The following is a 25,496-nucleotide window of genomic DNA, read 5'->3' on the forward strand; positions in this document are numbered from 1 at the left end:
CGAAATTTCATTGCGCATCAACACGCTGTGCCGAATTGATGCAAAAAAGACGCATCCCTATCGCAGCCTCGGCGTTGAAAGCAGCGGAAGGCGATCAGCGAAGGGACAGCATCATCGATCAGCAAGCAGCCGTAACCGCACAGCCCGGCGCCGATAGCGAGCGCCCCTGGCGCCACCCGTGGCGAGCATGGAAATCGATCCTCGGCCGCGTCTATACCATGACGGGCTTTCACAATCTGTCGCTGATGGCGGCGGGCGTCGCCTTCTATGCCTTCCTCTCGTTCGTGCCGCTGCTCGGCGCGATCGTCATGACCTATGGACTGTTCGCCGATCCGGCGACGGTGGCACGGCATATGGAGACGATCTTCGAACTGATGCCCGCCGATGCGGCGCGGTTGGTGTCGGACCAGTTGATCTCGGTCGTGACCACCGCGGCGAGCACCGTCGGCCTGTCGCTCGTCGTGGCGCTGGTGCTGTCGATCTATGGCGCGATGCGCGCGTCGAGCGCAATCATTCAGGCGCTCAACGTGATCTATGAAGAGGAGGAAGGCCGCAACATCGTCCAGACGACGTTGCTGTCGGCGATGCTGACGATCGGCGCAGTGCTCGCGGCCCTGGTAGGGCTGCTGTCGGCGGCCATCCTGGGCTATCTGCAGGCGTTCGTCGATATTCTCGGCCAGAGCGGGGTCATCCTGATCAAGGCATCGACGTGGATCGTCGCCACGCTGATCGCCAGCGCGGCATTCGCCTTCGTGTATCGCTACGGTCCCGATCGTGCGCGGGCACGCTGGCACTGGCTGTCGGTGGGATCGCTGGCGGCGACGATCCTGTGGCTGCTCGCCACCTTCGGCTTCGGCATCTACGCCGCCAACTTCGCCAATTACAACGCGACATACGGTGCATTGGGGGCGGTCGTGGTGCTGCTGATGTGGCTGTTCGTGTCGAGCTACGCAGTGCTGATCGGCGCCGAGATCAATGCCGAGGCCGAGCGCCAGACCGCGATCGACACCACCACCGGCCGACCCCGCCCGATCGGCGAGCGCGGCGCGACGATGGCCGATTCGCTCCCCAGCAAGCGCCAGATCAAGCCGCGCCGGGGAAAATACTGAAGCCGCAGGTGGATGGTCGGGGAGACAGGATTCGAACCTGCGACATCCTGCTCCCAAAGCAGGCGCGCTACCGGACTGCGCCACTCCCCGACGCCCGCGCGCCTTAGGCCAGCCTTGCTGTCACAAGCAAGCGCTATCGTTCGCGTGTCATGGCTCATTAACGACTTCCCCGTCCAGGAAGACGGAGAATTTTCCGCACGCATAACGTCAGCACTCTAACGGCTTCCAGATAAGCGACTTGGCACGCTAACGTATTCCAACTTGGTGCGGGAGGAAGTGCCGCCCAACGAGAAGGGCCGCCCCTCTCGGGGCGGCCCAGTCGTTTAGAACTCGAAGCGTTCTTGGTTCGGCTGTCGGGTCTTTGCGAAGTCGGCCTCGGTTTCGACGCGCAACCATCCGACACCGTCGTCGATCATCCGCCGCCGGTCGAGCCTGGCGCCCCACCTGTGCTTCGCCTCCCGGCCATCGATGATGCGCGCCGCGACCTTCAGTATCTCCGATACGACGAGTGTCTTGTGCGGGCCGTGAACTTCGGGCGGCAGGAGCTTGGCGATGTCCTGGTAACGCGAGGGGTCGATGTTGAGCAGCTCAATGGCATCGCGCTGGCGCATTACGGTCGCGAATGTGAATCGCGCCGCGTGATCGGCCCTGTCGAAGACGTTGGCGAGCACTTCGTCGATCGCGGGTCCGGGGGCGACCCAGATGCGATCGATCAACCGTCCCGGCGCACCGCCGATGCAGAACGGCAGGCGGCCGTCGACGAGCGCCGCGATGATCGCGGCCCACGGCTTTTCCCGCCCTCCGATCCGCTGCACCGCGAGCCTCAGCGTCAGCCTATCGCCGGGGCCTGCGTCATCGTTGGACACTGCTCGGATCCTCGCCAGCAGCGCTTCGTAGCTGGCACGCGTCACGCGCAGGTTGGGGAACAGCGCGAGCACGGCAGCACTGTCCGCGTGCGCCAGCTGACCGTCGCAGATCAGCTGCTCGACGCCATGGAGCGTGATGCCGGTCTCATCCACGATCTGCGTCGCCTCGACGCTGTCCTTCACGGCGTCGGCGATCGCCTCGACGTCCGACAGCAGGAAGCTGCCGTGCGTCCGCGCCGTGCCCCGCGTGATGCGGGGCACGATCGCCTTGGCACGGATGAGGCGCACCATGGAACTGCCGCGGATGCCGATGATCCGCGACGCCTCCTTCCCGTCCACGATCCCTGGCGCGATGCGCCTGATCACGTGCTGGTAGTGGCCGTTGACGATGTCCGGCATCGCCGCGGTGACCAGCGCGCGGTGGTCGGGCCACGCGCTCTCGCCGTGGCAGACGCGGCGCACCGCCGCGATCGCCGCCATCGCGAGCTCGTGATCCTCACCCGTCTTCTCGGCCACGAGCCGGGCGACGCTATCGGGCCAGCCCGCGATGATCTCCGAGCCGATCTCGAGCGCCGTGATCGCCTCGTCCAGCGGAGCAGCGAGCCCCCGGCGCAGCCGAGAACCGGTCCCGCCCAGGCCGACGGCCCGGCCCAGCTTGAGCCCGAGGTAGAAGACGATCCCACGGTCCTGCGCCCTGAGATCGGGATGCAGGGCGGCGCGCACGGGTCCGTGCACCTCGGGCCGGGGATCGATCAGCTTCCCCAGCAGCGAAACCCGGTCCAGCCGGTTTCCATCGATGATGCGAGGCTGATCGTTGACCCCCGCGCCCGGTTCGCGGCAGTCGTAGCCGGCCGAAACGAACGCCGTGCGGTCGTGGTCCGCCCCGCTGGTCCTGTAGACCGCGCATTGCGAGGTGCTGGTGATGGTCCGCCAGCCCAGCCGGGTGCCGCAGGACTGGCAGCGGTCGACTATGAGCGCTCCGTCGTCGACGTCCACGGGCAGGTGGATCATCTGCCACACCGCCTTGTGGTGCACGCCATTCCCCGCCGTGCTGCCCATGCGGCGACGGTCGTAGAGCACATCGCTCGCCAGCACGCGCGCGCCGAAGAAGTCGATCGTGTCCATGCCCGCGATCGGCTCGGTCAGGGCGTGAGCGCGTTCGTCCACCACTGCCTGCGGCTGATCGATCACGTGCGCGAGGGCGGCGCGGGACTGCTCCTGCCGCATTGTGATGCCGATGCCGTTCCACGTTCCAAGCCGCGCGAAGCTGAGGATGGTGCCCATGTCGGGGTGGCCATTCTCCTCGGCGGTGCGCACGAGCAAGCTGGGCAGGGACTCGCCGCCGACCGGAACGATCGGCCAGCGGACCTGCGGGAGATCGAGCGCGCTCATCGCACCACCACCTTTCCGTCGAAGACCATCGGGAACGGGTTATCCTCGCACACGCCCGTGGGCACGGCCCAGTCGTCCGTGACCCGAGACAGGTCGTAGGGCTCGATGCGGGTCGCGCCGCGGCTGACGGCGTGCACGGTCGCCTGGCGGATCAGGTTGACCGCCACGCCCACCACCCCGGCCGAGATGACGAACAGGCACCGCAGGATGCGGGGATCGTCGAGGAAGGACTGTTCGGGCACGATCCCCCGGCCGACGATGAAGTCGTCGAGCTTGCGCAGGAACGCCTTGAAGTCGGTGCGGTCCGCCTCGTTCTTGGCGTCGAGCGCCTTGATCGGTGCCGGCGCAAGCATCCTGTTCGCGAGCTGGATGTTCTTCTGGATGAGCGGCAGCGCGGCCTCGGTCCCCACGAGGCCGAGGGTCACGACGCCGTCATCCAGGATCCGCTTGATGGTGTCCGTCACGTCGCGCGCGCTCGGCGAGCGCAGCAGGTGCTGGGCCTCGTCGAAGATCACCATCTCCGTGCCGGCCCGCCGCATGGTGGCGTAGGCCCGGGTGCGGAACGTCTCCTCGGTTCCCCGGCCGGGCGGGTCATCGTGCCCCTCGAGGACAAGCGCCCAGAGGCGGCGGTTGGTGCATCCGTTGTCGACCTGAACGATCACCACTGGCTTCGCGGGGTGCTTGCCGACCGGCGGTCGCCCCGCGGCGGTCCGCGCCGCGAAGGTCTCCATCGAGGTCGTCTTGCCCGATCCCGACGCGCCGAGCGACGCGATCAGCATCTTGCGTTTGTCGCCGGACGCGACGCCCATGCGCCGCGCTTGGTCGAACGCCCCAATGACGCGCTCATGCGCGGGGTGGACGATCCTCGCTTCGTCGAACCGGCTGCCGGATTCGATGGCCGCATCGGTGTGCTCGGAGAGCGGCTCGCGTTCGCCGGTGCGCGGGACAAGGTCGTTGGGCAGCTTGGCGAGGGTGTGGTTGGAGCTCATCATGCGTGCTCCTCCATCATCTCTTCATCCGGAACCACCTGCTCCCAATCGAGATCCTGCACTTCCTTCAGCTTGGACCGGATCGCCTTCTCCGCTTCCGTCTGGACGACCGGCCGTCCGTTGGCGTCGACGTGCGTCACGGGCTTCGGCTCGGCCATCGGGTCCGAGCGCTCGTCACACGGATCCACCGGGATCACGGCGTCGTCGTGGACCACCGTCGCCGGGCCTGCGACGACGGCATTGTCCTCCAGCATCCGCGCGATCGAGCGGCGGTTCCGCAGCGACATGTCGGGGGCGAGCTCCTGGATGCGCTTGTTGAGCGACGCGCGGGCGGCCAGCTGGTCCTCCTCGGTCGAGAAGGCCATGTTCCTGGACGCGGCCCACTTCCCGATCTGCTCGTGCTGATGCAGCGAAAGCCCCTCGGCGTAGCCGATGTTGGCCGCCTCGTATTCGAGCCAGCCATGGCCCGGGACCCAGGCGTGGACACGCCCGAGGTTGGCCGTGTTGCGCTTAACCTTCAGGTTGGCCGAAGCCCCGTTGTCGCCGAGGCCGGCCTTGCGAGACTTGCGCCGACGGCCAGTGCTGTTGCGACCCTCCTCGCTGGGAGCCTCCGTGTAGTCCTCGGTGGTTGCGACCGCCTGCGCGCCAGCGAGCGCGTCCAGTCCGATCTGGACGTGTGTCGGGTGCGTGTAGCGGATGCCGTTGAGGACGAAGCCCCAGCGGTGGAGCTGAACGCCGTAGATCGTCTCGCCGAGCAGGATGCCGAAGCGGGGCGCGTCGGTCATAAGCTGTCGCCCGTGCGCCGCCATCGACCTGGTCCAGAACTGCGCCGGCTGGGTGCCGATGCCGCTATGCACCGTCATGTGGTAGACGGCGATGAAGTATTCGATGAGCTCGCGCAGCTCCGATATCGTCAGGCACGCCTCCTTCTCGGGATCGTAGCCGAACTCGCGCATCAGCTTGGGCGCATAGGTGGCGCCGGGCAGCTTATCGAGCAGGAAGGTCTTCAGCGTATGGAAGATCCGCTCCACGATCGCCTTGTCGCGGGCGCGTCGCACGCGGGCGAAGCGGAGCACGGTCCCGACGTCGAGCAATGCCTGTCCGAAGGGCATGGAGGTGTAGTTCGACCCCCGGTCGACGACGATCTCCTCGAACCGGCAGTTGATCCGCTCGAGGACAGGATAGAGTTCGAGCAGCTCCTTCGGCACGCGGTTGTAGGCGTTGGCCGCCTTGATGGTCTCGATCGCGGTATTCGCCGTCGGCGGCGAGAAGCTCAGCAGGTATCCGACGATGCAGCGCGAGGCGACGTCGACGATGAGGCAGAGGTTCGGGCGGCCTGCCGGCAGGCCGCGCTCAGCGTCGAAGCACGCGATCCCGTCGAGCACCGTGTCGTCCATCGCGCCGAGCTGGCCGATCCGCGTCGCCTGCAAGCCGAGGCCGGCGCCGCGGAAGTTCTTAGCCGCCGCGGTCTTGCCGTACTTCTTCGTGTAGCGCTCCTCGGTCAGCAGCTCGCCAATGCGGCGCCGGAGCGTTTCGCGGCTTGGGGCGGTGAGTTTATCGGTCGCCGGTCGGGCCGCGTTGAGCGCCTTCACCGCGTCCTTGAGATGCGACGTGCAGTCGCGCAGGCGCAGGCCGCGCTGGGTGTAATAGTGCTCGGCGGCATCCTCGAGCGGTTGGACGAGAGCGGGATCCAGCCGGCTGGCGCGGTTGCCCTGTCCCGAGCGGGACATCAGCTCGGCGACCGAGATGGTCTCCGGATCGCCCTTGCCGAGCCATGCGCGCACGCTCTTGGTCGTCGGGCGTTCGCCGTGCTCGGCGTCCAGGCCGAGTTCCTTCCAGACCTCGGTGATCGTCGCGGACAGCTTCGGGTGATTGGCGCCAATGCCGCGCGCGGTGATCTCGCGGACGAGCTTCCACTTCGCCAACGCGAAGGGATCAATCGCGGCCGCCTCGTCGTCGTCGTGCTCCGGCACGAACAGGCTGGCATCGACGGACTGGATGCGGATCAGCCTGTTCTCGCTGATGGCGCGTTCTGCCCAGAGCGCGTCCGGGGCGAACTTGGCTCCGGGGATCTTCGGGTGCGGGAGCTGGAACGGGCCGCCCGTGTTCAGGTTGCGAATCTCGAGGTGGCCGTCGCCGAGCGACGCGCGGATCGCGAGCGGGATCTCCCCGTATTGATACTTGCCCTCGAACAGATTGGCGACGGTCGTGTCGGCGGTCGGATCGTTATCGTATTCGTTCTTCATGGTCTTCTCCTGCGCGCATGCGGAGCCGTTCGGCCCCGGCGCGCGCGGGAGACCACGGCTGGTGATATGGCTGTGGTCTTCGGCGTCCGACGGATCTCAGGTGGGGCCGCATGGTGCGGCAGGATGTCGGATTGGGTGGATCGAGCGCCGGTTGTCCGTCGCCCGGGAGCATCGGGACGCCGCGCCACCGGGGCGGCGTCCCTGAGGTTGATGTCGGGAAGTTCTGGTTGGTCGGCTTGTCGGCGAAGGTTCGCCGGTCGTTCTAGTTGCGGTGCCCAAAGATGCGGATCGACGGTAGGCCGCGCGGCATGGGCGGCGCGGCGCGGACCAGCGACGAGTGCCCAAGCGGCACCTCGAGGTCGATCTCGACGATACGCCGCACCATCATCGCGCACGTCATCGAGAAGGCGTTGCCCTCGTGGTCGTGGATGCGCGCCGTGAACTCGCCGAGCTTCATCGGCCCGTCCGCCAGAAGCTGGCTAGCGTGGACGGCGACGTGGTCGGGGACGCGGACGCTGCGGGCGCCGTAAACGCGGTCGACGTTGTTGCGGAAGGTGCGACTACCGAGCGTTTCGGGCACGACCGGCACGTATTCCCAGCCGAGTGCGGCGGCTGCGGCCTCGCCCAGCAGACGCTGGGTGACGGCGCGCGGGCGGTAGAACGCCGCCCAGTCCGGCTTGCACTCGCAGATCTGGCGCGTGCCGTCGCGCCACAGCCGCGCCCGGTCGATGATGGTGCGGTGGCTCTCGCCGTCGATGAGTCCCTCGACCGCGAACGCCTGCGGGATGCTGGCCATCACGTCCACGACCACCTCGTCGTTCTTGTCGAGCAGGACCTCGGTCGCGCCGGTCAGCACGTGACCGGCGCGGTATCGGTAGGACGAGGCCTTGACCACGCTGGTGGCCCCGCTTCCCACAGAACCGATGGAGAGGAACGAGTGACCGTTCCTGGGCGGGATGATACGCAGGTTGGTGACGGGTCCCGCGTAGGCGTGGGACGGGAGGGGTAACGAGGCCATAAGCGACTCCATGAAAAGCGGTTCGAATCGTGAACCGATGTCTTTACATATTCCATTTTGCCGCTGGCGCAAGTGTAATCGGATATGATAACGGATTTCCCGTGAACGACGTTGAACCAGACGATACCGAGACCGAGCTGCTTCGCCGGGCGTGGCCCGATGGCGTTCCCGATGCCGAGACGCGTCTTCTCAGGTCCCTGACAGCGCAACGGCGGGCCAAGGTCATCGCGCGCCTGGGCGCACTGCTCGAGATCGAGGAAGCCAGGCGCTCGAACCCGAATGCCCATGTTGATCTGCGCACCAAGGCGGCGGCCGCCGGAGTGACGACGGACGGGTTGTTCGCGATTCGCAGGAAGTGGGAAGCATCGCGCTCGCTGGTCTCCATCGCGCCCTATCTTGGCAGGGCCGAGCGCCAGCCGACCCAGCGCGACGAGGATGATCCCGTCGTGGTCGCAGCCCGCACGCTCATCGCCGGCATGCCGGGCAGCCCGGATTCGGTGCTGGCATCGAGGCTGCGCCAGCAGTTCGGGACGGCCATCCCGAACATGATTCGCCTGGTGCGTCGCCTCCGCCGTGACGAGGCCACGGTTCCGGATCGTATCGGCGGGACGTTCGGGCGCGCGCTGCTCGTCGACCTTTCCGCCATCGACCGGGTGACGACCGATCAGCCTGCCGTCCCGATCGTGTGCGCGGTCGTGATCGAGCGGGCCAGCGGGTTGATCCTGGGAGCCGCGGTGGAGGAATCCGGCGGCGACACCCTCACCGCCCAGGTTGCCGCCGTGCGTGAGGCCATCGCGTTCGTATCGAAGCACGCGCTCGATGTCGCGGGGGACATCTCGGCGGTCGAGCTGACGATCGGCGATGGCCCAGACGCGGCCGAGGCCTTCGCTGCCGCAGAACGGCTGAAGCGCGAGGGTGTCGATCTGCGCGTGAACAGCTCGGGGCCGCGCCGATACGGTCAGCGGCTGGTCTCGCAGCTCGGCAAGCGCCTCGGTCGGCTTTGGTGGCGGCCGCGCTTCACCGCGCCGGGATCCGAGCCGTCGAAAGCGGACCTTGGTAATGCCATCGCGGTGGCCGATGCCGCCGTGCTGATCGCAGGGGAAGTCGAGGATCATAATGGCGAAATCCTCGCCGCGCTCGCCGAGGGTGGTATCGCACCCGGGTGGGGGAAACCCGATGGTGCCATGGCCGCCGCGCTTAGGCGCGTGCTCGCCGTGCTCGGTCAGCCGACGCGGTATGATCTAGTCGAAGATCAATGAGGCTGGCGGGCGCATCTGTGCCGGTGGGGGAATCGATCGGTCGCGACTGTCCTTGCCGGGCGATCGCTGACTCCTACATCTAGCTTGCCAGGGTAACGATCTCGGAAAGGTCGAGCGCGAGCCTTTCGAGCTTCGCGGCCCCAAGCCGCTCCAGCGCTGACGCGGCGGCGGGCCGGTCCTGGACGACCGCTTGCTTGAGGAACCGGATCGCGTCGGGCATCGCCGCCGGCGCGAGGCGTATATATGCCGCCTCCCGCTTGGCGCGCGAACTACCCACGAGCCTAGGTCGCAGCTTGTAGCCTGCGATGGCGGTGCCGAGCAGCGCAGTGGCCAGCAGCCCGCAGGTCTTCAGGCCGATGGGCCGCAGATCGAGTTCGACGCCCGCCCGGCGCAGCGCCACCGACAGCATGTCCCATTCCAGCCCGAACCCGTGCGGGATGGACATCGACACCGGAACTGGCTCGCCTGCTGCGGTGGTGCCGCCAAGCGCAACCGATACGACCGCCGCATCGACGATTTCCGCCAGCGCGCGTGCGACGTCGGCCGCGTGCACGTTGTCGGTGGTGCCGGTCATCGCCACCAGTTCCTTCCTGCGTCCGTCGATGGCCGTGACGAGCTGCGGCCGGATCCTGCCGCCCTGGCCGTCGTCGACGGGCATGTCGCAGACGATGAGGTCGACGATGATGTCATGGTCGAAGCCGGGTAGATCCTCCGGTCCGAGTTCGGCCAGACGCTCCCGCACGTATCGGTTCACGGTCGGGTAGCGCGGGGGCGTAAGGCCGGCCGCAACGGCCGCAGCGGAGACGCGCTGGAAGATGGCGGTCTTGCGGGCGCCGGGCTGTGCGTCGGTCTCGCGCCGGATGATATCGATGATCGCCGGATCCATCGTCGTGGGCTTCGCCCGCTTGGTCGCGCGCAGCGTGATGTCCTCGGCGCGATGGCGGGCCTGCCATGCCCTAGTCAGCAGGTAAAGCATATGGTCCCCGAGCCCGAGCGCCTTGACGGCGTCCTTGCGCGCCTGGACCCCCTTGGAGTGGATGAAGTTCTCGATGATGGTGATCCGCCGAAGCACCTCCTCCTGAAGCGCTGGTTCGACTTCCGATAGGTCGACGGTGGATGGGTCGAAGGTCATGGTGGTTCTCCGGTCGTGATTGTTGATCCGCAGCGGATGCATGCGGCTGGTTCGATGGCGCTCGGGGGCTACAGGGCGCATGCGGGGGATCGGGTCACCCTGCAGGGCGGCGCTCGAAGGTGGTGCGGAGGGGTTGCGCGCCGGGCGCACGACTGCGCGGCTGGCCGCGACTGGTTGGCTTACGCGGCGACGTTCCGTGGCTCGGCGCACCGGCTCACTGAGGCGACGTCGATCCCGGACTATGTCGCTGGCGTGCGGGCGTCGCTAAGCCGACCGACGGCGAGGCCGGGCCGTCGGTTCTGGGCGGGTCGCTCTGATCGGCATCGGCGGCGGGGTTGACCACCGCGCTGATCGACGCGCGCTGCTTGGCGAGCGTCTACAGTTACCGGCTGCGGGTCAGGCTCGAACGGTGCGCGAACGCCTCAGACTTCGATGTCGCCCGGCTTAGGGACACGGCGGACTAGCCTGCCGTGCCGCCCCGTGCAGGTCCTGTGGTGCTGAAGGACAGCAGGCTGGCCAGAAGGCCTGACAGCTCCGGCGGCTTTTCCTCTCTCGATTTCGATACAAGGAACCTGCCATCGGTCGCGACTTCGATCGTGATCGTGCCGTCCCGTCGCGTGGTCATGACCTTGCGCAGCGGCTGCCCCAGAAGGCCCGCAGGCGCGCCGAGGTCGGGGATGCCTCGGGTGCGTCGGGCATACCAGTCCCGCGTCTCCTGGGTGCCATACTGCTTGCGGCCGTCGGAGAAGATGACGAGCTCGGGGCGGCAGAAGTCGAACACCTCGTCGCAGCAGCCGTTCTCTCGCCCATGGTGCGACGCGACGTACACGTTCGTGGTTGCCAGTTTCGCGCGGAAGGTCGGGTTCTTCAGCAACTGCCGCCAACCCGCCCGCTCCAGATCGCCACCGAACAGGATCGTGAAGCCGCCGAACTGCACGAATGCGGCCAGGCTCAGATTGTTCGTGTCGGTGAAGTCGACGCCGTGGCGGTTCCAGAAGACCTGCCAGCCGACACCGCCGAGGTCGTTGGACCAGTTGCCGAGGAAGCCGGGACCGAGGCGCTGGAGAATGTCCGTCGCGGTGGCGACGCCGGCGCGCATGCCGCATTCCGCCTTCATCGACTTTAGCGCCCGTGCATCGACGGTGGGGTTGCTCACCAGCCCGCCGATCGGACAGTCGCGCCAGAGGTATGGCAGGTCTTCACAATGATCCTCGTCAAGGTTCATCAGCATCAGCGTGTCGATGCGCTCGCCCTTGTAGGCGATGGACGGATACCAGGGACCATCGCTGCATAGCCCGCAATCGAGCATCAGGCGGTGCCCGGCCGGGCCGGTGATCACCGTGCACCCACCGTGATCGACGTCGTGGATGTCGATCCTCATCACCTGCTTTTCCAATCTGTCACCTGACGCATCATGCCGTTCCCACCTTCCGGGCAACGACGTTTCCGACGAGGCGGACGGCCGCGTTGCGCGCTGACAGTGCGACGAGGACGTAGGCGAGCAGCATTCCGCCGCCGAGCATCAGGATCCGCGAGGGGTCGCTCGGCGTCCAGATAAGCAGCGCCGGCGTGATCAGCGTAAGCAGGGCGAGAAGCACGGCGCTGTCGCGAAGGATCAGAAAGCGGCGGTGATTGTCGGCGATCGCCGAATCGCCCTCCATCGCCTTCAGCCACTTATACCACAGCGCGTTCTGTTCGGTGGCGGTCATCGTGCCCGACGGAAGCAGGATGGCCAGGTCCGTCGGATCGACCCGAGGATCTTTGGGGGCAATGCCGGTGAACGCCCGACACCCGGGGGGGCGATCGCGCAGCCGCCAGAAGACGAGCACCTCCTTCAGCGAGCGGGGGATCAGCTCCTGAAGCACCAGCATCGCGACCCCGGCCAGGCCGGCGAAGCCCGCGTGCTGAAGCAGCGTCTGGATTTGGGTGGCCCGTTCGAGGCCGAGCAGCCCTGCCGCGGCAACATATGCCACCACGATCGGTGCCAGGTATTTCATGTTGATGCCAGTCTTCAGCAGGTCAGCCATCAGGGGAGCCTCAGATGCGCTTGGATGTCGTCATGCGCGACGATGATCATCAGCGTGGGCCGCAGGCCCGGTGCGTCCTTCTCCGCGTGCGCGGTCATGGCGCGGTCGTCACGACCGGACATGTGCGCCGATCCGTCCGGGTGGCTGTGCCACGTGCCGCACAGGTAGATCCGGCCGCGGGTGAGACGTGTCAACCGGCGCTCCGCCAGCGTGCCGCCGGCCTTGCCGAGCTCGAGCCTGGTATCGGTCGCCTGCGAGCCGGGCGGAAGAGTCGAGGCATGGATGATCGTGATGACGCGACGCGTCGGGTCCCAGCTGCCATACAGATAGCCTCCGGTTTCCGCCGGAAGCGCGGCGACGCGCTCGGCCGTCATGGCCGCGATGGCTGAAGGGGAGACGCGGATCTGCCAGTCGTCGGCGCTGGCCGGTCGCAAGACCGTGAACGGCCCCATTGGAACCCAGCGCGAGCCGGTCGGCCGGAGACGCTCGTCGAGCGGGTTGAGCAGGATTCCAGCTTCGTCCCGGTCACCGAGGATGGCCGTGCACGCGACCGACGCGTGCTGCTCCACCGCATGCTTGGGCAGATGCACCGTCATCGACGTGCAACCGAATCCGTAGAGCAGCGGATCGGGGCCGAGCGGGTGCCGATCCTCGAAGTTGAGCCATGCCGAGACGTCGGCATGGTCGGGCGCGAGTGCGATCGTGGCGAGCATCATGTCCGACATGGTCGGCCCGCCCGGCGGCGACACGAACGTCATGCCCAGGCGCCCCTGGTGGAACATCTCGGTCCTGATGATCGTCGCCTCCGCCGAGGCGCTCAGTTCGTCGATTCGCAGCCTAACAAGTTCGTCAGCGGTGGCGTCGATGACCAGTCGGCCCTCGGTCCTCGCCTTCAGTTCGTCGATGTCGGCGGTGGCGATGTCGTCGCGAACGACTGCCGATTTGCCCTCGTCGTGCCAGAGTGCGTCGGCTAGGCGCTTCGCCTGATCGGCCTTGTTGGCGTAGATGTCCTTGGTGCGGGCGGAATGCCGGGCCAGGTTGTGCGGGTGGATCCGGTCCTTGTCCCACACCAGCACGTCCTCCATTCCGGAGCGCGCGAGGTTGTCGTGTATCGCGCTGCCGAGCGCCCCATGCCCGAGAAGGGCGACGGGCGGCAGCGGGTCGGCGCCAGCTACCCAACGCATCAGCGATGGACGAGGCGGATAGTCGCCGACGATCGTCTCGATGCGGGAGTCGGCGTCGAGGATGTTCTTGTCGAGGTCCTGCGAGATCAGGAACGCCCGCAGTTCGAGGCTCCGGGCTGCCGGGTCGTCGGAATAGCCGAAGAAGGCGCCCAAGATCGGTGCCGGCCGCCACACCCCGATGATAACCACCATCGCCCTTCCGCCGAGCGGCGGGCGGTGGCAGCGGAAGTCGACCTCCTTCGTCAGCAGGTCGCCAACCGCCGCATCGAACGCGCGATCGACGCCGATCGCCTTCATGCCCTCCAGCAACTCCCCGCCGCTCCGCCAATTCTCGAACAGCGGGTCACGCTCGACCGCGGAGGGATCGCGCCAGACGAACAGCCAGGGGATCGCGTGCCGCTCACCGCCGAAGTTCCCGTTGTGATGGCCGATCGCCTTGATGACGTCGTGCGGCTCGAGGATCTGCGAAAAGACGGACACCTGCTTGCGCTCTTCGTCGTCGAAGTTGATCGCAACGCCTACCGCGCTGCCCGCGCCGGGGTTGGCAAGTGCATGCTCCTGGAACACGCGTGGCTCGAGCTGGCCCATCCGCAGCTTCTGGCCGACGCCGAACGGGACCGGCTCCCATCCGTCCATCATCAGGGTGCCCGTCTTGGCGTCGCGCAGGAAGTCGCGCAGGCGGGTCATGATCGCCTCGATGCCAGCGCGTTCGTAGATCGGCTGGATGCCGCCGAGCGCCAGGCAGGGCGCCGCCCGGCAGCCCGGCTCGCCCGAGCACAGATGGCCGATCTTGCGCGGAAAGTCCTCGCGGTCGCAGAGCACGTTGTAGGGTGCCGTCCGACCGAAGGCACGCCCCTCACGGTAGACGAAGTGGATGCGCTCCACCTCGCGCACGTCGGCCGCGGGCGCCTTCACCGTCGGCTCGGTCATGATGTCGAAGGTCAGAAGCTCGCCCTCGTCGAGGCGACGCAGCTCGATCGACGAAGCGACGACTCCGGCCGACTGCACGATGCGTGCGATCTCCAGCAGCTGGCTGAGATCCGGCTCGGCGACGATCACGCCTGCGACGGGTTCGTCGCCGCCGTCAGCCATAGGAGCCGCCCCCGCCGACGGCGGCCCCGCCGCCGCCCAGGCCGACGGTCGCCGGCACCTTCGACGGCGCGAGCGTCGGGCCGCCGCTGGTCAGGTTGAAGACGACATGGGCTGGCAGGTCGGCGGTCCCGTTCCCGCCGGTGCAGCGGAAGCGGCCCTCGACCGATCCAGTGATCTCGCCACCGTTGGCGAGAAGCCGGAGATACCGGCGCTTCGCGTGCCAGGACGGCGGCGTGTCGCCGCCCCGCACGACTCGGCGGCTGCTCGACACGACGTATCCGTTGCCGCGCTGCTCGCCGAGCGCCTTCAACGCCTCGGCCGACTCGGTGAACTCCTCGTCCTTGCAGCCGCCGTTAAGCACCCGCCCGATCGACCGGCGCGAGCAGTGGTGCGGTGCCAGCAGCACGTGCCACGCGAGATGGTCGGGGTTCTTGCGATGGACGTCCTTTTCCAGCCTCTCCAGCACTTCGACCGAGGTGTCGCCGCAGGTCAGGATCAGGTTCTCGCCGCCGAACCGGCGGATCGTCCACTGGATGACGAGACTCGTGGGGTTGGAGGATGCAGGCGGACAGCCTTCCGCGGTCTTGGGTATGTCCCATTCCGCGGGCGTCGGCGCCAGCAGTCGCCATTCGAAATCGGTAGCAACCGCCCCGGTGGTGAAGCGGCTGGTATCCATCACCTTGAGCCGGTTGCCGTCGCGGTCGGCGGCGGCAGTGCCTTTGAGCGCGTTGCGCCGCTTGATCTCGTCGGTGATCGGCTTCGACTGGTCGGTGACGTAGTGGGGATTGAGACCGTATGGCGTGCACCAGATCTCGTCGACGATGATCTTCGGGTCCGAATCCTCGGGATCGCTGTCCCAGCTGTCGGGCGAACCGCAGTGAAATACCTCGCAGAAGCCACCGACGTGATCTTTGTCGGGGTGGGTCGACACGAACACGTCGAGATGGTCGTTTCCACAGGCCGCCCGAATATCGGAGGCGAAGTCGGGCACCTCACCGTCATCCTCATCCTGCGCTCTGCCTGCACGATAATGGATGTCCACCATTACGACCTTGTCGTGCGCCTCCATCAGGATGCTGTCCCCGCAACCCGATGCGAACGTCGTCAGCCTGTAGTCGCCCCGCATGGCCGGGCCTCCCCTTTCTGTTGTGGGGAACGATATGGGAACAGAACCGTCGGGGTGCAAGATATGGTATCTGATAAGTTAAGAACGTCCACATGTAGATCCGGTTTGCTCCCCCCGCTACCCTGAGAAGCTCCGGTAGGGCTGCATCGAGCCGAGCGCTTTCCAAGAAGGCCCTGCCTTCGCCTTCGTGTCGGGCCAGCGCCTCAACAGGTCCAAGGTAGCTCGCGCCCCGTCCCGATCGTCACGGCGTCGAGCACTAGGCTATCCGCGTCGCGGGTGGACCCGCCAGGGGCGTCCCCTCGGCGTGAGCGTCAGCCCCAGGACCTGGGCGCGGCCTCGCAGCGCGTCCATGGTCCTGCCCATCTAGCGCGCGATCAGCGCGGTCTGCTGTCGCACGGCCAGACGCGTGCGAAGCTCGGCATCGTCGGCCTCCGTCCAGGCACGTGACCGCTTCGGCGGCGGGGGCGTTTGGTCGTCAGCTGTGGAGATGCTCACTCTCCTCGCAAGCCTTGCCCGGTCCCTCGGTCTGGATCGTCGCGTGCTCGATGCCGAAGCGCTCGTCGACGAGCCCCGTGACAGCCTTGCGCACGGTGTCGGGATCGGCACCGGGTGCCAGCGTGACGTGCATCGTGCAGCTGACGTCGTCGTTCGACATGGACCAGACGTGCAGGTCGTGCAGCCCCGCGACGCCGGAAACGCCCGAGACCGCCGCCCGCACCTCGACCAGGCGCAGCCCCGACGGCACGCCCTCGAGCAGCACGTTCGTTGTGTCCCGCAGCAGCACCCAGGTGCGCGGCAGCACCCATAGGCCGATCGCGACGGCGACGATCGGATCGATCCACGTCCAACCCGTGAACTTGATGGCCAGTGCGCCGATGATGACGCCGACGGAGCCGATCATGTCGGCCCAGACCTCGAGATAGGCGCCCTTCACGTTGAGGCTGGCGTCCTTGCCCGCGGTGAGAAGCCGCATCGAGATCAGGTTCACGACAAGGCCTATGGCCGCGACGATCAGCATGCCCCACGACTCGACCGGCTCTGGATCGGTGAACCGCTGGATCGCCTCCACGAACACGTAGATCGCGATCCCGAACAGCAGGATGGCGTTGAACGCCGCGGCCAGGATCTCGAATCGGCGGTAGCCGAAGGTGCGGCGGTCGTCAGCCGGTCGCTGCCCGACCTTGATCGCCAGCAACGCGATCACCAGCGCGGCGACGTCCGTGCCCATGTGGGCCGCATCCGACAGCAGGGCGAGGCTGTTGAAGACGAAGCCACCGACGACCTCGACGACAAGGTAGGTCGACGTGAGCGCGAGCGCGCAGCCGAGCATCTTCGCGTTCGCGCCGGCGGTGTGGTCGTGGGAATGGCCACCTGCACCATGGTCATGAGGCATTCGCGTGTACTCCGTCGGTTTTGGGATCTTCGGCGGTCGCATCCGGTTCCAGCCGCCGCTGGCCAAACCGGGCGTAGAGGGTCGGCAGCACGAACAGGGTCAGCAGCGTGGCCGAGATCAGCCCGCCGATGACCACCGTCGCCAGCGGCTTCTGCACCTCGGCGCCGGCACCGTGCCCGAGCGCCATCGGCACGAAGCCGAGCGACGCGACGAGCGCCGTCATGGCGACGGGCCGCAGCCGTGCGAGCGCGCCTTCGCGTGCGGCAGCCGCCCGATCGAGACCCCGCGCCAGCAGGCCCTGGATCGCGGACAGCATCACGAGTCCGTTGAGCACCGCGACGCCGGAGAGTGCGATGAACCCGACCGCCGCCGAGATGGAGAACGGCATGCCGCGGAGAAGCAGCGCGAGAATGCCGCCGACGAGCGCCAGAGGCACGCCGGTGAAGACGATCAGCGCGTCGCGGACCGACCCCAGCGCGCCGTAGAGCAGCAGCATGATCACCGCGAAGCAGATCGGCACCACGACCATCAGGCGGTCGCGCGCAGATGCCAGGTTCTCGAACTGGCCGCCCCACTCGAGATAGGTGCCGGGCGGCATCTTCACCCGGGCACCGATCGCTGCCCGCGCGTCCGCCACGACGCCGGCCACGTCGCGCCCGCGGACGTTCGCCTGCACGACGACGCGACGCTTGCCGTTCTCGCGGCTGATCTGGTTCGGACCGTCGATGATCTCGATGTTCGCAACCGTCGACAGCGGGACGAACCCGCCCTCGGCGGTGGGCACCGGCACCTGCGCGATCGCAGTGAGATCGGAGCGTGCGGACTCCGGCAGGCGGATCACCACCGGGAACCGCCGGTCGCCTTCGAAGATCATGCCGGCCTCGCGACCGCCGATCGCGGCGGCGACCGTGTCCTGCACGTCGCCCGCGGTCACCCCGACCCGCGACATTGCCGTGCGGTTCGGCCGGATGTCGAGCATCGGCAGGCCTTCGGTCTGCTCGACGCGGACGTCCGTCGCGCCCTCCGTCCGGCGCAGCACGCCGGCGATCGCCTCGGCGGTTGCGTTCATCTGCGCGAAGTCGTCGCCGAACACCTTGACCGCGACGTCGCCGCGCACGCCCGCGATCAGCTCGTTGAAGCGCATCTGGATGGGCTGCGTGATCTCGTAGTTGTTGCCCGGCAGGGTCGAGAGGCGCTTCTCGAGTCGCTCGACGAACTCGGCCTTGCCGAGGTTCGGGTCGGGCCACTGATCGCGGGGCTTGAGGATCACGAACGTGTCGGTGATGTTCGCCGGCATCGGGTCGGACGCTATCTCCGAGGTGCCGGTGCGCGAGAACGCGAACTGCACCTCCGGCTCCTTCGCGATCGCCCGTTCGACACTGGATTGCATCGCCTGGCTTTGATCGACCGATGTGCCGGGGATGCGGATCGCCTGGACCAGCACGTTGCCCTCGTCGAGCTGCGGCAGGAACTCCTGTCCGAGCGTCGTGAAGGCCACGGCCGACAGCGCGAGCGCGCCGACCGCGATGCCGAGCGTCGCATTGGGGCGGCGCAGCGCGGTATCAAGCCCCGGCTCGTAGCGGCGCCGGAGCGCCGAGATGATCCGGCCCTCCTTTTCCTCCACCCGATTGCTCAGCCAGACCGCAATCGCGGCGGGCACGAAGGTCAGCGACAGGACGAATGCGAAGACCAGCGCGATGATCACCGTCAGCGCCATCGGCTCGAACATCTTGCCCTCGACGCCGGTGAAGGTGAGCAGCGGCGCGTAGACCAGTATGATGATCGCCTGACCGTAGACCGACGGCCGGATCATCTCGCGGGCGGACGCGGCGACGATTGCGAGCCGGTCCTTCAGCGGCAGCGCGCCGTCGCGTCCATGCTGCGCCTCGGCGAGCCGCCGGAGCGAGTTCTCGACGATGATCACGGCGCCATCGACGATCAGCCCGAAGTCGAGCGCGCCTAGGCTCATCAGGTTGGCGGACACGCCGGCCTGCAGCATGCCGATGCTGGTGAGCAGCATCGTGACCGGGATGACCATGGCGGCGATCAGCGCGGCGCGGAAGTTACCCAGCAGCGCGAACAGCACGACGATGACGAGGAGCGCGCCCTCGGCGAGGTTGCGCGCCACCGTCGATATGGTTGAATTGACGAGGTCGGTGCGGTTCAGCACCGGCTTGACCACCACATCGACCGGCAGCGACGGCCCGATCTCCTCCAGCCGCTTCGACACGCCGGTGGAGACCGTGCGGCTGTTCTCGCCGATGCGCATCACGGCGGTGCCGACGACGACCTCGTGGCCGTTCTCGGACGCCGAGCCCATGCGCAGGCCCTGTCCGGTCCTGACCTCCGCCACCTGGCTGAGCACGATGGCTACGCCTTCGCGAGTCGCGATCACCGTCCGGGCGAGTTCGTCGGCGGTGCGGACGCGGCCGTCGGCGCGGACCGACAGGCCCTCGCCATTGCGGTTGACGACGCCAGCGCCAGCGCTGGTGTTGTTGCGCTCGAGCGCCGTGGCGAGATCCTGCAGCGTGATCTTCATCGCGGCCATGCGCTGGACGTCGGGGACGACCAGGTATTCCTTGGTGTAGCCGCCCAGCGAGTCGATGCCGGCCAAGCCTGCCGTGCCCTTGAGCTGCGGCGCGACGATCCAGTCCTGCACGGTGCGCAGGTAGGTCGCCTTGTCTGCCTCGCTGACGAGGTGGTCGCCCTCCGGGCTGATGTAGCTGCCGTCCGGCTGAAGGCCGGGCTCGCCGCTCTTGTGGTTCACCTTGTCGAGCTCGCGGTATTCGACCGTCCACATGAAGATGTCGCCTAGCCCGGTGGCGATCGGCCCCATCTCCGGGTTCACGCCTTCCGGAAGATCCTCCTCGGCCGTGCGCAGGCGTTCGGACACCTGCTGGCGCGCGAAGTAGATGTCCGTCCCTTCGTCGAAGACGGCGGTGATCTGGGCGAAGCCGTTGCGGCTGAGCGAGCGGGTGTATTCGAGACCGGGGATGCCGGCGAGCGCTGTCTCGACGGTGAACGCGACCTGCTTCTCGACTTGGTCTGGCGAGAGCGCGGGTGCGACGACGTTGATCTGGACCTGGTTGTTGGTGATGTCGGGAACGGCGTCGATCGGCAGCCGCTGGAGAGCGAGCATGCCGGCGATGGCGGCGATGGCGGTGAGCAGCAGGACGAACCAGCGCCGCTCGACCGAGAAGGTGACGATGCGGGCGATCATGGATCAGTCCTCGTGCTCGGCTTCGCCCTTTCCGAGCTCGGCCTTGAGGGTGAAGGAGTTGGTCGAGGCGATGCGCTCGCCGCCGGTCAGGCCTGCCGCGACGATGACCTGGCCGCCGTTGCGACGGCCGAGCGTCACCGGCACCGCCTTGAAGCCGGCGGCCGTGCGGACGAAGACATGCGGCTTGTCCTCAATCATCTGGACCGAGGCCGACGGCACCGCGACGGTCCGGTCGCCGCCTGCAGGCACAATGACCGACGCGTTGACGGTCTCGCCTACGCGCCAGGTGCTGCCCCTGTTGTCGAGCGTCGCGATGACCGGCACCAGCCGGGTCGTCTCGTCGAGCACGGGCGACACGAACGTGACCCGCGCCGCCTGACGGCGCCCGGGGCCCGTGACCTCGACCTGTGCACCGGGCTGCACGCGGCCCGCATCGGCGGGTAGCAGCGACATGACGACCGAGACCTTCGACAGGTTGGCGACCCGGAACAGCTCAGCGTCAGCGGTGACCGTCTGGCCGAGCGTCGCCGAGCGGGCGATCACCTGGCCCGATATGGGCGAGCGCACGGTGACGCGGTTGAGCGCGCCACCGCCGCCGCCGGTCGCGGCGAGCTGTTGCTGCGCGAGGCGCAGGGCGATGCTGGCCTGGGTCGCGGCGGTGCGGGCAGCGATCAGGTCCTGTTCCGGCGAAACGCGCTCGGCGAACAGGCGCTGCTCGCGGCGGAGCTGGGATTGCGCAAGGCCGAGCCGCGCTCGTGCGGCCTCGACCTCGCCCTTGAGCGATGCCGCCTCGCGGCTCTCGATCACCGCCAGCACGTCGCCGCGCCCAACGGATTGTCCGAGGTTCTTGGTCAGCGAGACGAGCCGGCCGCCGATGGCGGCGGACGCGACCTGCACGCCCTGCGGATCGCCTTCGATGGTGGCGCTCACCTCGATCGCGCCGGCTACGCCGCCTACGGTCGGGCGGACGACCTCGATGCCGGCCTCCGTGATCTGCTGCTGGGTGAGCGTGACCACGCCTTCCTCTGCGTGACCCTCCTCGGCCGCATGTTCCTCAGTGGCATTCTCGGCTGGCGCTTCGGTGCCGCCTCCACAGCCAGCTAGCATCAGGGCTACGGTCGCGGGGACAAGCGACCGCACAATGGTCTTCTTCATGGCTGGACTTCCGTGTTGGTGGGCGCGCGGGCGGTAAGCCGCTCCAGGCGCGCCTCGGCGTCGTGGTATGCGGCGAGCGCGTCGACCGCGGTCGCGCGGGTCTGGGCGAGCGTGCGCTCCGCCTCGAGCAGGTCGAGTTGACCGAACTTGCCCTCGCGGTAGCCGATACGGGCGATGCGTGCGGCTTCCTGCGCCGCCGCGAGTGCCGGTCCGTTTGCCGCTCGCGCGTTCGCCTCCGCGTTGGCGAGATCGGTCTCCGCCGTGGCGATCGCCTGCTGCGCGTCTAACAGGGCCACGCGCAGCAGCGCGTCCGCCTGGTCCCGCTGCGCGCGGGCGGCGTCTATGCTGGCACGGCCGTTGTTGAACAGCGGGATGGGCAGGCTGACGCCGAATACCGCCGCCACGTCGTTCGTCGCCTCGAGCCGGCGTGCGCCCGCGCTGAGGGTCAGGTCCGGAACCCGCTGGCTTCGGACCAATCGCACCTGAGCATTGGCCGTTGCGACATCAGCCTCGGCGGCGGCGAGCGCCAGCGTTCCGTCCGGAGTGGCGGGAAGCCTCGGGCCGATGCCAGCGGCGACCCTGCCGAACCAGCCGAGGTCGAGCGCGCCAAGGTCACGGCCGACGATGCGGGCCAGGTTGCCGCGCGCGAGCATCACTGCGCGTTCGGTCTGGGCGAGTGCCGTGTCCGCATTGATGCGGGCGACGTCGGCGCGCTGCTCCTCCAGCGGCGAGGCGCGACCGGCGCGGACGCGCACGTTCGCCGCCCTCAGCCCTTCGGTCGCGATGCGCTGCTGGTCACGCGCGATAAGCAGCCGGCGTTCCGATGCTACCGCCTCGTTGTAGGCCTGGGTGACCCGAAGCCGCAGGTCGGCATGGGCCACCACCACCGCAAGTCGCGCGCGGGCGGTCTGCGTGTCTGCCAAGGCGATCCGCGCCGAGCGCTTGCCGCCGAGTTCCAGCGGCAGCGACATGCCGACGGTGGTCTCGGCGCCGCGGATGCCGCTGTAGCTGCCTGTCCCGACGACGTTCTCGACTTCGACGTTGACGGAAGGATTGAGCCGCTGTGCAGCGACGCGGCGTTGCGCCTCGGCAGCGCGGACCCCCGCGGCGGAGGCACCGATGCCCGGCCCGTTCGCGCCGGCGAGTTCGAGCGCCCGATCGAGTGTGAGCCCCTCCTCCGCTGTTGCCGGCGGACTGGTCTGCGCCTGCGCCGACGATGCGCAGACGGTTGCGGCCAGCGTGGCCGCGATGATGCGATGCATGGAATGCTCCTGACGTGGAATAACGGCCGCCGGGCTCCGGCAGCGCGGCGCACGTCAGGCTATCGGCGGTCTCAGCGCGGAATCAGTCTTGACCATGGCGAGCTCGGCGCTGTCGCCGGCCATGTGGTCGCTGGTACTCGCGGGCGGGGCGGCGTGCGCGACGCGGTCGAGGGGAGCGGCGACGTGGTGCCCGTGGCAGCCACCATGGTGGTGGGGATAGCCCTTCTCGGAATCGGCAGGCACCTGGTCGGCGTCGCCGTCGACGTGGCCAGCGACTGCTGTCGCTTCGACACCCGGGATGCACATCTGCTCGTTCGCATGCGCGGCGACGCCCAGCCCCATGGAGGCCAGGAGCGCGAGGCCCATCAGGAAACGCAGCAGGCGTGACACGGGAGACCGCATAGCATCATCGGACCGACGTGTCAGCGACGGTGCGGTCACGGCCTCGGCTCCGCCTCGATCGAGGCACTCAGGTCTGCCGGGATCGGCATAGGCTGGAAGGCGCTGACATTGGAGCGCCCGGTGTTGCCGACGGGTATTCGACCGGTCAGCGCGCCGAGCGGCGCAAGGGCGAGCCGCAGCGTCTGGCCGGCGATTTCCCGCAGGTCGCATAGCCGGACGGCATAGCCAAGCATGGTCCAATGCACCCGCAAGTGCATGGGTAGATCGGGCTGTGACAGGATGTGGGCGCGTTCCAGCGCCCACCAGGCGGCACCGGTATCCCCGATGGCCGCTGAGCCGGCGTAACGATCCATCTCCAGCCCGACGAACTCGCGCAGTCTCGCGTTCGGGTGGCCCGGCATCACGCGACTTCATTCTCTAGGGTGTGGATGCGACGTTCACCGCTCAGTTCGGAGCGGGCTTGTCGGATGATCTGGACGCCGCCGGATATGCCCAACGCGGCCATGATCCCGGCGACGATCAGGTCCGGCCAGGCGGTGCCGGTGCCGAAGACGCCGGCTGCGGCGAGGACGACTGCGACGTTGCCGATGGCGTCATTGCGCGAGCAGATCCAGACCGAGCGCATGTTCGCGTCGCCCGTGCGATAACGGTAGAGCATCACGGCGACGCCCGCGTTCGCCACGAGCGCAGCAAGGCCGACGACGCCCATCACCTCCGCCTCGGGTGTTCGCCCGTTCCCGATCGCCCAGGCGGTGGCGGCGAGGACGTAGATGCCGAGGGCTGCGAGGGTCACGCCCTTGAGCAGGGCGGCCCGCGCCCGCCAGGCCAGCGCCATGCCAGCTACGCCGAGGCTTATCGCGTAGTTGGCGGCGTCACCCAGGAAGTCCAGGGCGTCGGCCTGCAGTGCCTTGGACCCGCCGGCCACGCCGGCCGCCATCTCGGCCACGAACATCACGGCGTTGACCGCCAGCGCGATCCACAGCGCGCTGCGCCAGGCTGGGTTGTTGTTGGCGTCCGGCTTTCCGGGCGCACAGCTCGTGCAGGCCATTTCCACCTCGTGCGACTCGACGTGGAAGGGTATATGCACCCTGTAGCAGCTACAGACTCAAGGGGTTTCGTGACCAACCTTACGATCGGACGACTGGCGGCCGCGACCGGCGTGAAGGTCGAGACGATCCGTTACTACGAGCGGTCGGGCCTGATTGCGCCGCCTGCCCGGACCGACGGCAACTATCGGTCGTATTCGGACGGAGACCTTGATCGGCTGCGCTTCATCCGACGGACGCGCGACCTGGGCTTCACGCTCGAGGAGATCAGGGCGATGCTGGACCTTGCCCGTCAGCGCGACCGGTCTTGCGACACGATCGACGCGATCGCTTCGAAGCACCTGGCCGACGTCGACCGCAAGATAGCGGACCTGCGGGGGCTTCGACGCGAGCTGTCGGCGATCATCTCGAATTGTGCCGGTGGCACGGTGGAGGAGTGCCGGATCCTTGAGGCCTTCGGTGACGAGGATGGTGCTAAAGGTATCACCAGCATCTGATTCGGCCCGGGCTGCCTATCCTCGATGCGCTGTCCGCCGGCCCGGCTGGCCTATGATTCGTTCTGGATGAACCGCAGCAGCGTGCCGTCGGGATCGACGAGGGCGCCGACGCGGCCACCCCAGTCCTCGGTCCTGGGCGCGTGCACGCGCGGTGCGCCGCTGCACGCCTCGGGCACGCCGGCGTCGACGCAGGCGGCATGGAAGGCGTCGATGTCGTCGAGCCGCAGGCAGCAGCTGAACCAGGAGGTCGAAGGATCGAGGTCGGGGTGCGGGAAGAACTCGAGCGTCATCGCGCCGCGGGTCAGGATCATCCAGCCGTCGTCGCGCCAACCCTCGACGAAGCCAAGGCCGGCGTAGAACCGCGATGTCGCCTTGAGGTCTCGCGACGGCAGGTTGGGCGTTGCGTGGTCGGCCATCGGCTTCGATCCGGTGATCGCCGGGGGAACGCCTGCGCGCTCCCCCGGGTCATCGTTACCGGGCGGGTGCCGCCGGCATGTCGTGGTCGGCATGTTCGCCGCCCTTCTTCATGTCCTTGCAGCAGTCCGCTCCATCCTTGCAGCAGGCCATGTCCTTGCAGCAGTCGGCGGCCGCGTAGGCAGTCGCGGGGAGAGCGAGCGTGAGGGCCGCGCAGATGATCGAGAACTTCTTCATGTCCGTATTCCTTCGATGCGTTGACGTTCGTTCATAGTCGATGTCACGCGCTCTTTGGAGGCGGCGGTGCGGGACCGCTCGCCAGCCCGGCAAGTGTGTCGGTGAGGCTGGCGACCGGCGAGAGCGTCGCTAAAGACGTCGCCCCGGCCCGCGCAGGGATGGCGACTGGAAGCGCGACGCAGGACGCGCAGGCCGCAGCGTCCGACTTGACGGGCTTGTCTGGCTTTCCCGGCAGGTCCGCGCAGTGCACCTCGTGGGCGGCAGGCGCGGACGGTATGGCCGCCATGGCCTCGCACGCCCCGCCGATGCGGAGGACGAACGCGATCGCGAGCAGCCCCAGCAGAAGGTGCCGCGCGTTCGCGAGGGATCGAGGCAGGATGCGCGCCATGCCAACCTTGTAGGGCCGCCGACATCGGACGACAACCGTGGG

The 25,496-nt window shown here is 67.9% G+C and carries 22 protein-coding genes and 1 tRNA gene; 3 read left to right on the forward strand and 20 right to left on the reverse strand.

Translation table 11 applies throughout. The features are described from left to right. Nucleotides 1-74 precede the first annotated feature (74 nt). Nucleotides 75-1,109, forward strand: a complete 1,035-nt coding sequence (locus FHY50_RS06730) for a YihY/virulence factor BrkB family protein (RefSeq protein ID WP_243846588.1) — start codon at nucleotides 75-77, stop codon at nucleotides 1,107-1,109. A gap of 13 nt (nucleotides 1,110-1,122) precedes the next feature. Here the strand turns inward: FHY50_RS06730 and FHY50_RS06735 are convergent. The 5 genes from FHY50_RS06735 to FHY50_RS06755 form a co-directional block, all read right to left on the reverse strand. Then, a tRNA-Pro gene (locus tag FHY50_RS06735) sits at nucleotides 1,123-1,199 on the reverse strand. Between the two features lie 233 nt (nucleotides 1,200-1,432). Further along, nucleotides 1,433-3,367, reverse strand: a complete 1,935-nt coding sequence (locus tag FHY50_RS06740; protein ID WP_140047723.1) for a hypothetical protein — start codon at nucleotides 3,365-3,367, stop codon at nucleotides 1,433-1,435. Beyond that, entirely contained in the window at nucleotides 3,364-4,359 is a 996-nt protein-coding gene (locus FHY50_RS06745; protein WP_140047724.1) for a TniB family NTP-binding protein, read from the reverse strand. The genes FHY50_RS06740 and FHY50_RS06745 overlap by 4 nt, the downstream gene beginning before the upstream one ends. Continuing rightward, nucleotides 4,356-6,602: a DDE-type integrase/transposase/recombinase gene (locus tag FHY50_RS06750; RefSeq protein ID WP_140047725.1), complete on the reverse strand. Its 2,247-nt coding sequence runs from the start codon at nucleotides 6,600-6,602 to the stop codon at nucleotides 4,356-4,358. The genes FHY50_RS06745 and FHY50_RS06750 overlap by 4 nt, the downstream gene beginning before the upstream one ends. Nucleotides 6,603-6,864: 262 nt before the next feature. Further along, complete coding sequence (locus FHY50_RS06755; RefSeq protein ID WP_140047726.1) at nucleotides 6,865-7,620, reverse strand: hypothetical protein; 756 nt, start codon at nucleotides 7,618-7,620, stop codon at nucleotides 6,865-6,867. Nucleotides 7,621-7,721: 101 nt separating this feature from the next. Between FHY50_RS06755 and FHY50_RS06760 the strand changes: the two genes are divergently transcribed. After that, a complete protein-coding gene (locus tag FHY50_RS06760) occupies nucleotides 7,722-8,879 on the forward strand; it encodes a hypothetical protein (protein WP_140047727.1) in 1,158 nt (385 codons plus the stop codon). A 79-nt stretch (nucleotides 8,880-8,958) separates the two neighbouring features. Here FHY50_RS06760 and FHY50_RS06765 read toward each other — a convergent pair whose 3' ends face one another. From FHY50_RS06765 to FHY50_RS06820, 12 genes are all read right to left on the reverse strand, one after another. Next, nucleotides 8,959-10,011 (reverse strand): hypothetical protein, encoded by a 1,053-nt coding sequence (locus tag FHY50_RS06765; protein ID WP_140047728.1) that lies wholly within the window; start codon nucleotides 10,009-10,011, stop codon nucleotides 8,959-8,961. Between the two features lie 460 nt (nucleotides 10,012-10,471). Further along, a complete protein-coding gene (locus FHY50_RS06770; protein WP_140047729.1) occupies nucleotides 10,472-11,392 on the reverse strand; it encodes a ComEC/Rec2 family competence protein in 921 nt (306 codons plus the stop codon). A gap of 31 nt (nucleotides 11,393-11,423) precedes the next feature. Further along, the gene (locus FHY50_RS06775) at nucleotides 11,424-12,038 is read right to left on the reverse strand and encodes a hypothetical protein (protein ID WP_140047730.1); all 615 of its coding nucleotides are present in this window, start codon (nucleotides 12,036-12,038) and stop codon (nucleotides 11,424-11,426) included. Next, the gene (locus FHY50_RS06780; protein WP_140047731.1) at nucleotides 12,038-14,314 is read right to left on the reverse strand and encodes a ThiF family adenylyltransferase; all 2,277 of its coding nucleotides are present in this window, start codon (nucleotides 14,312-14,314) and stop codon (nucleotides 12,038-12,040) included. The genes FHY50_RS06775 and FHY50_RS06780 overlap by 1 nt, the downstream gene beginning before the upstream one ends. Further along, complete coding sequence (locus FHY50_RS06785) at nucleotides 14,307-15,383, reverse strand: ComEC/Rec2 family competence protein (RefSeq protein WP_140047732.1); 1,077 nt, start codon at nucleotides 15,381-15,383, stop codon at nucleotides 14,307-14,309. The genes FHY50_RS06780 and FHY50_RS06785 overlap by 8 nt, the downstream gene beginning before the upstream one ends. A gap of 532 nt (nucleotides 15,384-15,915) precedes the next feature. Beyond that, nucleotides 15,916-16,833: a cation diffusion facilitator family transporter gene (locus tag FHY50_RS06790; RefSeq protein WP_140047733.1), complete on the reverse strand. Its 918-nt coding sequence runs from the start codon at nucleotides 16,831-16,833 to the stop codon at nucleotides 15,916-15,918. After that, nucleotides 16,823-20,053, reverse strand: a complete 3,231-nt coding sequence (locus FHY50_RS06795; protein WP_140047734.1) for an efflux RND transporter permease subunit — start codon at nucleotides 20,051-20,053, stop codon at nucleotides 16,823-16,825. Before FHY50_RS06795 ends, FHY50_RS06790 begins: the two co-directional genes overlap by 11 nt. Nucleotides 20,054-20,056: 3 nt before the next feature. Beyond that, a complete protein-coding gene (locus FHY50_RS06800) occupies nucleotides 20,057-21,208 on the reverse strand; it encodes an efflux RND transporter periplasmic adaptor subunit (RefSeq protein WP_140047735.1) in 1,152 nt (383 codons plus the stop codon). After that, complete coding sequence (locus FHY50_RS06805; protein ID WP_140047736.1) at nucleotides 21,205-22,470, reverse strand: TolC family protein; 1,266 nt, start codon at nucleotides 22,468-22,470, stop codon at nucleotides 21,205-21,207. The genes FHY50_RS06800 and FHY50_RS06805 overlap by 4 nt, the downstream gene beginning before the upstream one ends. Nucleotides 22,471-22,524: 54 nt before the next feature. Then, entirely contained in the window at nucleotides 22,525-22,860 is a 336-nt protein-coding gene (locus tag FHY50_RS06810) for a hypothetical protein (RefSeq protein ID WP_140047737.1), read from the reverse strand. Nucleotides 22,861-22,907: 47 nt separating this feature from the next. Further along, entirely contained in the window at nucleotides 22,908-23,273 is a 366-nt protein-coding gene (locus FHY50_RS06815; RefSeq protein ID WP_140231078.1) for a DUF3703 domain-containing protein, read from the reverse strand. Continuing rightward, complete coding sequence (locus FHY50_RS06820; protein ID WP_140047738.1) at nucleotides 23,273-23,920, reverse strand: cation efflux transmembrane domain-containing protein; 648 nt, start codon at nucleotides 23,918-23,920, stop codon at nucleotides 23,273-23,275. The genes FHY50_RS06815 and FHY50_RS06820 overlap by 1 nt, the downstream gene beginning before the upstream one ends. 69 nt (nucleotides 23,921-23,989) lie before the next feature. Here FHY50_RS06820 and FHY50_RS06825 point away from each other — a divergent pair, with 69 nt between their 5' ends. Further along, the gene (locus FHY50_RS06825; RefSeq protein WP_244935308.1) at nucleotides 23,990-24,415 is read left to right on the forward strand and encodes a MerR family transcriptional regulator; all 426 of its coding nucleotides are present in this window, start codon (nucleotides 23,990-23,992) and stop codon (nucleotides 24,413-24,415) included. Nucleotides 24,416-24,465: 50 nt separating this feature from the next. Here FHY50_RS06825 and FHY50_RS06830 read toward each other — a convergent pair whose 3' ends face one another. The 3 genes from FHY50_RS06830 to FHY50_RS06840 are packed head-to-tail and all read right to left on the reverse strand — an operon-like array spanning nucleotide 24,466 to nucleotide 25,454. Continuing rightward, nucleotides 24,466-24,831 (reverse strand): bleomycin resistance protein, encoded by a 366-nt coding sequence (locus FHY50_RS06830; RefSeq protein ID WP_140047740.1) that lies wholly within the window; start codon nucleotides 24,829-24,831, stop codon nucleotides 24,466-24,468. A gap of 55 nt (nucleotides 24,832-24,886) precedes the next feature. Continuing rightward, nucleotides 24,887-25,066 (reverse strand): hypothetical protein, encoded by a 180-nt coding sequence (locus FHY50_RS06835; RefSeq protein WP_140047741.1) that lies wholly within the window; start codon nucleotides 25,064-25,066, stop codon nucleotides 24,887-24,889. 43 nt (nucleotides 25,067-25,109) lie between these two features. Then, nucleotides 25,110-25,454: a hypothetical protein gene (locus tag FHY50_RS06840; RefSeq protein WP_140047742.1), complete on the reverse strand. Its 345-nt coding sequence runs from the start codon at nucleotides 25,452-25,454 to the stop codon at nucleotides 25,110-25,112. Nucleotides 25,455-25,496 lie beyond the last annotated feature (42 nt).

This window comes from Sphingomonas japonica, assembly GCF_006346325.1.
GTDB classification, from domain to species: domain Bacteria; phylum Pseudomonadota; class Alphaproteobacteria; order Sphingomonadales; family Sphingomonadaceae; genus Sphingomonas; species Sphingomonas japonica.

What these genes read in the sequence shown, in the direction of transcription:
- FHY50_RS06740 (WP_140047723.1), bottom strand. Translation starts at nt 3,367, where the DNA reads ATGAGCGCGCTCGATCTCCCGCAGGTCCGCTGGCCGATCGTTCCGGTC.
- FHY50_RS06745 (WP_140047724.1), bottom strand. Translation starts at nt 4,359, where the DNA reads ATGATGAGCTCCAACCACACCCTCGCCAAGCTGCCCAACGACCTTGTC.
- FHY50_RS06815 (WP_140231078.1), bottom strand. Translation starts at nt 23,273, where the DNA reads ATGCCGGGCCACCCGAACGCGAGACTGCGCGAGTTCGTCGGGCTGGAG.
- FHY50_RS06795 (WP_140047734.1), bottom strand. Translation starts at nt 20,053, where the DNA reads ATGATCGCCCGCATCGTCACCTTCTCGGTCGAGCGGCGCTGGTTCGTC.
- FHY50_RS06770 (WP_140047729.1), bottom strand. Translation starts at nt 11,392, where the DNA reads ATGAGGATCGACATCCACGACGTCGATCACGGTGGGTGCACGGTGATC.
- FHY50_RS06835 (WP_140047741.1), bottom strand. Translation starts at nt 25,066, where the DNA reads ATGAAGAAGTTCTCGATCATCTGCGCGGCCCTCACGCTCGCTCTCCCC.
- FHY50_RS06790 (WP_140047733.1), bottom strand. Translation starts at nt 16,833, where the DNA reads ATGCCTCATGACCATGGTGCAGGTGGCCATTCCCACGACCACACCGCC.
- FHY50_RS06805 (WP_140047736.1), bottom strand. Translation starts at nt 22,470, where the DNA reads ATGCATCGCATCATCGCGGCCACGCTGGCCGCAACCGTCTGCGCATCG.
- FHY50_RS06765 (WP_140047728.1), bottom strand. Translation starts at nt 10,011, where the DNA reads ATGACCTTCGACCCATCCACCGTCGACCTATCGGAAGTCGAACCAGCG.
- FHY50_RS06785 (WP_140047732.1), bottom strand. Translation starts at nt 15,383, where the DNA reads ATGGAGGCGCACGACAAGGTCGTAATGGTGGACATCCATTATCGTGCA.
- FHY50_RS06775 (WP_140047730.1), bottom strand. Translation starts at nt 12,038, where the DNA reads ATGGCTGACCTGCTGAAGACTGGCATCAACATGAAATACCTGGCACCG.
- FHY50_RS06830 (WP_140047740.1), bottom strand. Translation starts at nt 24,831, where the DNA reads ATGGCCGACCACGCAACGCCCAACCTGCCGTCGCGAGACCTCAAGGCG.
- FHY50_RS06755 (WP_140047726.1), bottom strand. Translation starts at nt 7,620, where the DNA reads ATGGCCTCGTTACCCCTCCCGTCCCACGCCTACGCGGGACCCGTCACC.
- FHY50_RS06780 (WP_140047731.1), bottom strand. Translation starts at nt 14,314, where the DNA reads ATGGCTGACGGCGGCGACGAACCCGTCGCAGGCGTGATCGTCGCCGAG.
- FHY50_RS06800 (WP_140047735.1), bottom strand. Translation starts at nt 21,208, where the DNA reads ATGAAGAAGACCATTGTGCGGTCGCTTGTCCCCGCGACCGTAGCCCTG.
- FHY50_RS06820 (WP_140047738.1), bottom strand. Translation starts at nt 23,920, where the DNA reads ATGGCCTGCACGAGCTGTGCGCCCGGAAAGCCGGACGCCAACAACAAC.
- FHY50_RS06840 (WP_140047742.1), bottom strand. Translation starts at nt 25,454, where the DNA reads ATGGCGCGCATCCTGCCTCGATCCCTCGCGAACGCGCGGCACCTTCTG.
- FHY50_RS06750 (WP_140047725.1), bottom strand. Translation starts at nt 6,602, where the DNA reads ATGAAGAACGAATACGATAACGATCCGACCGCCGACACGACCGTCGCC.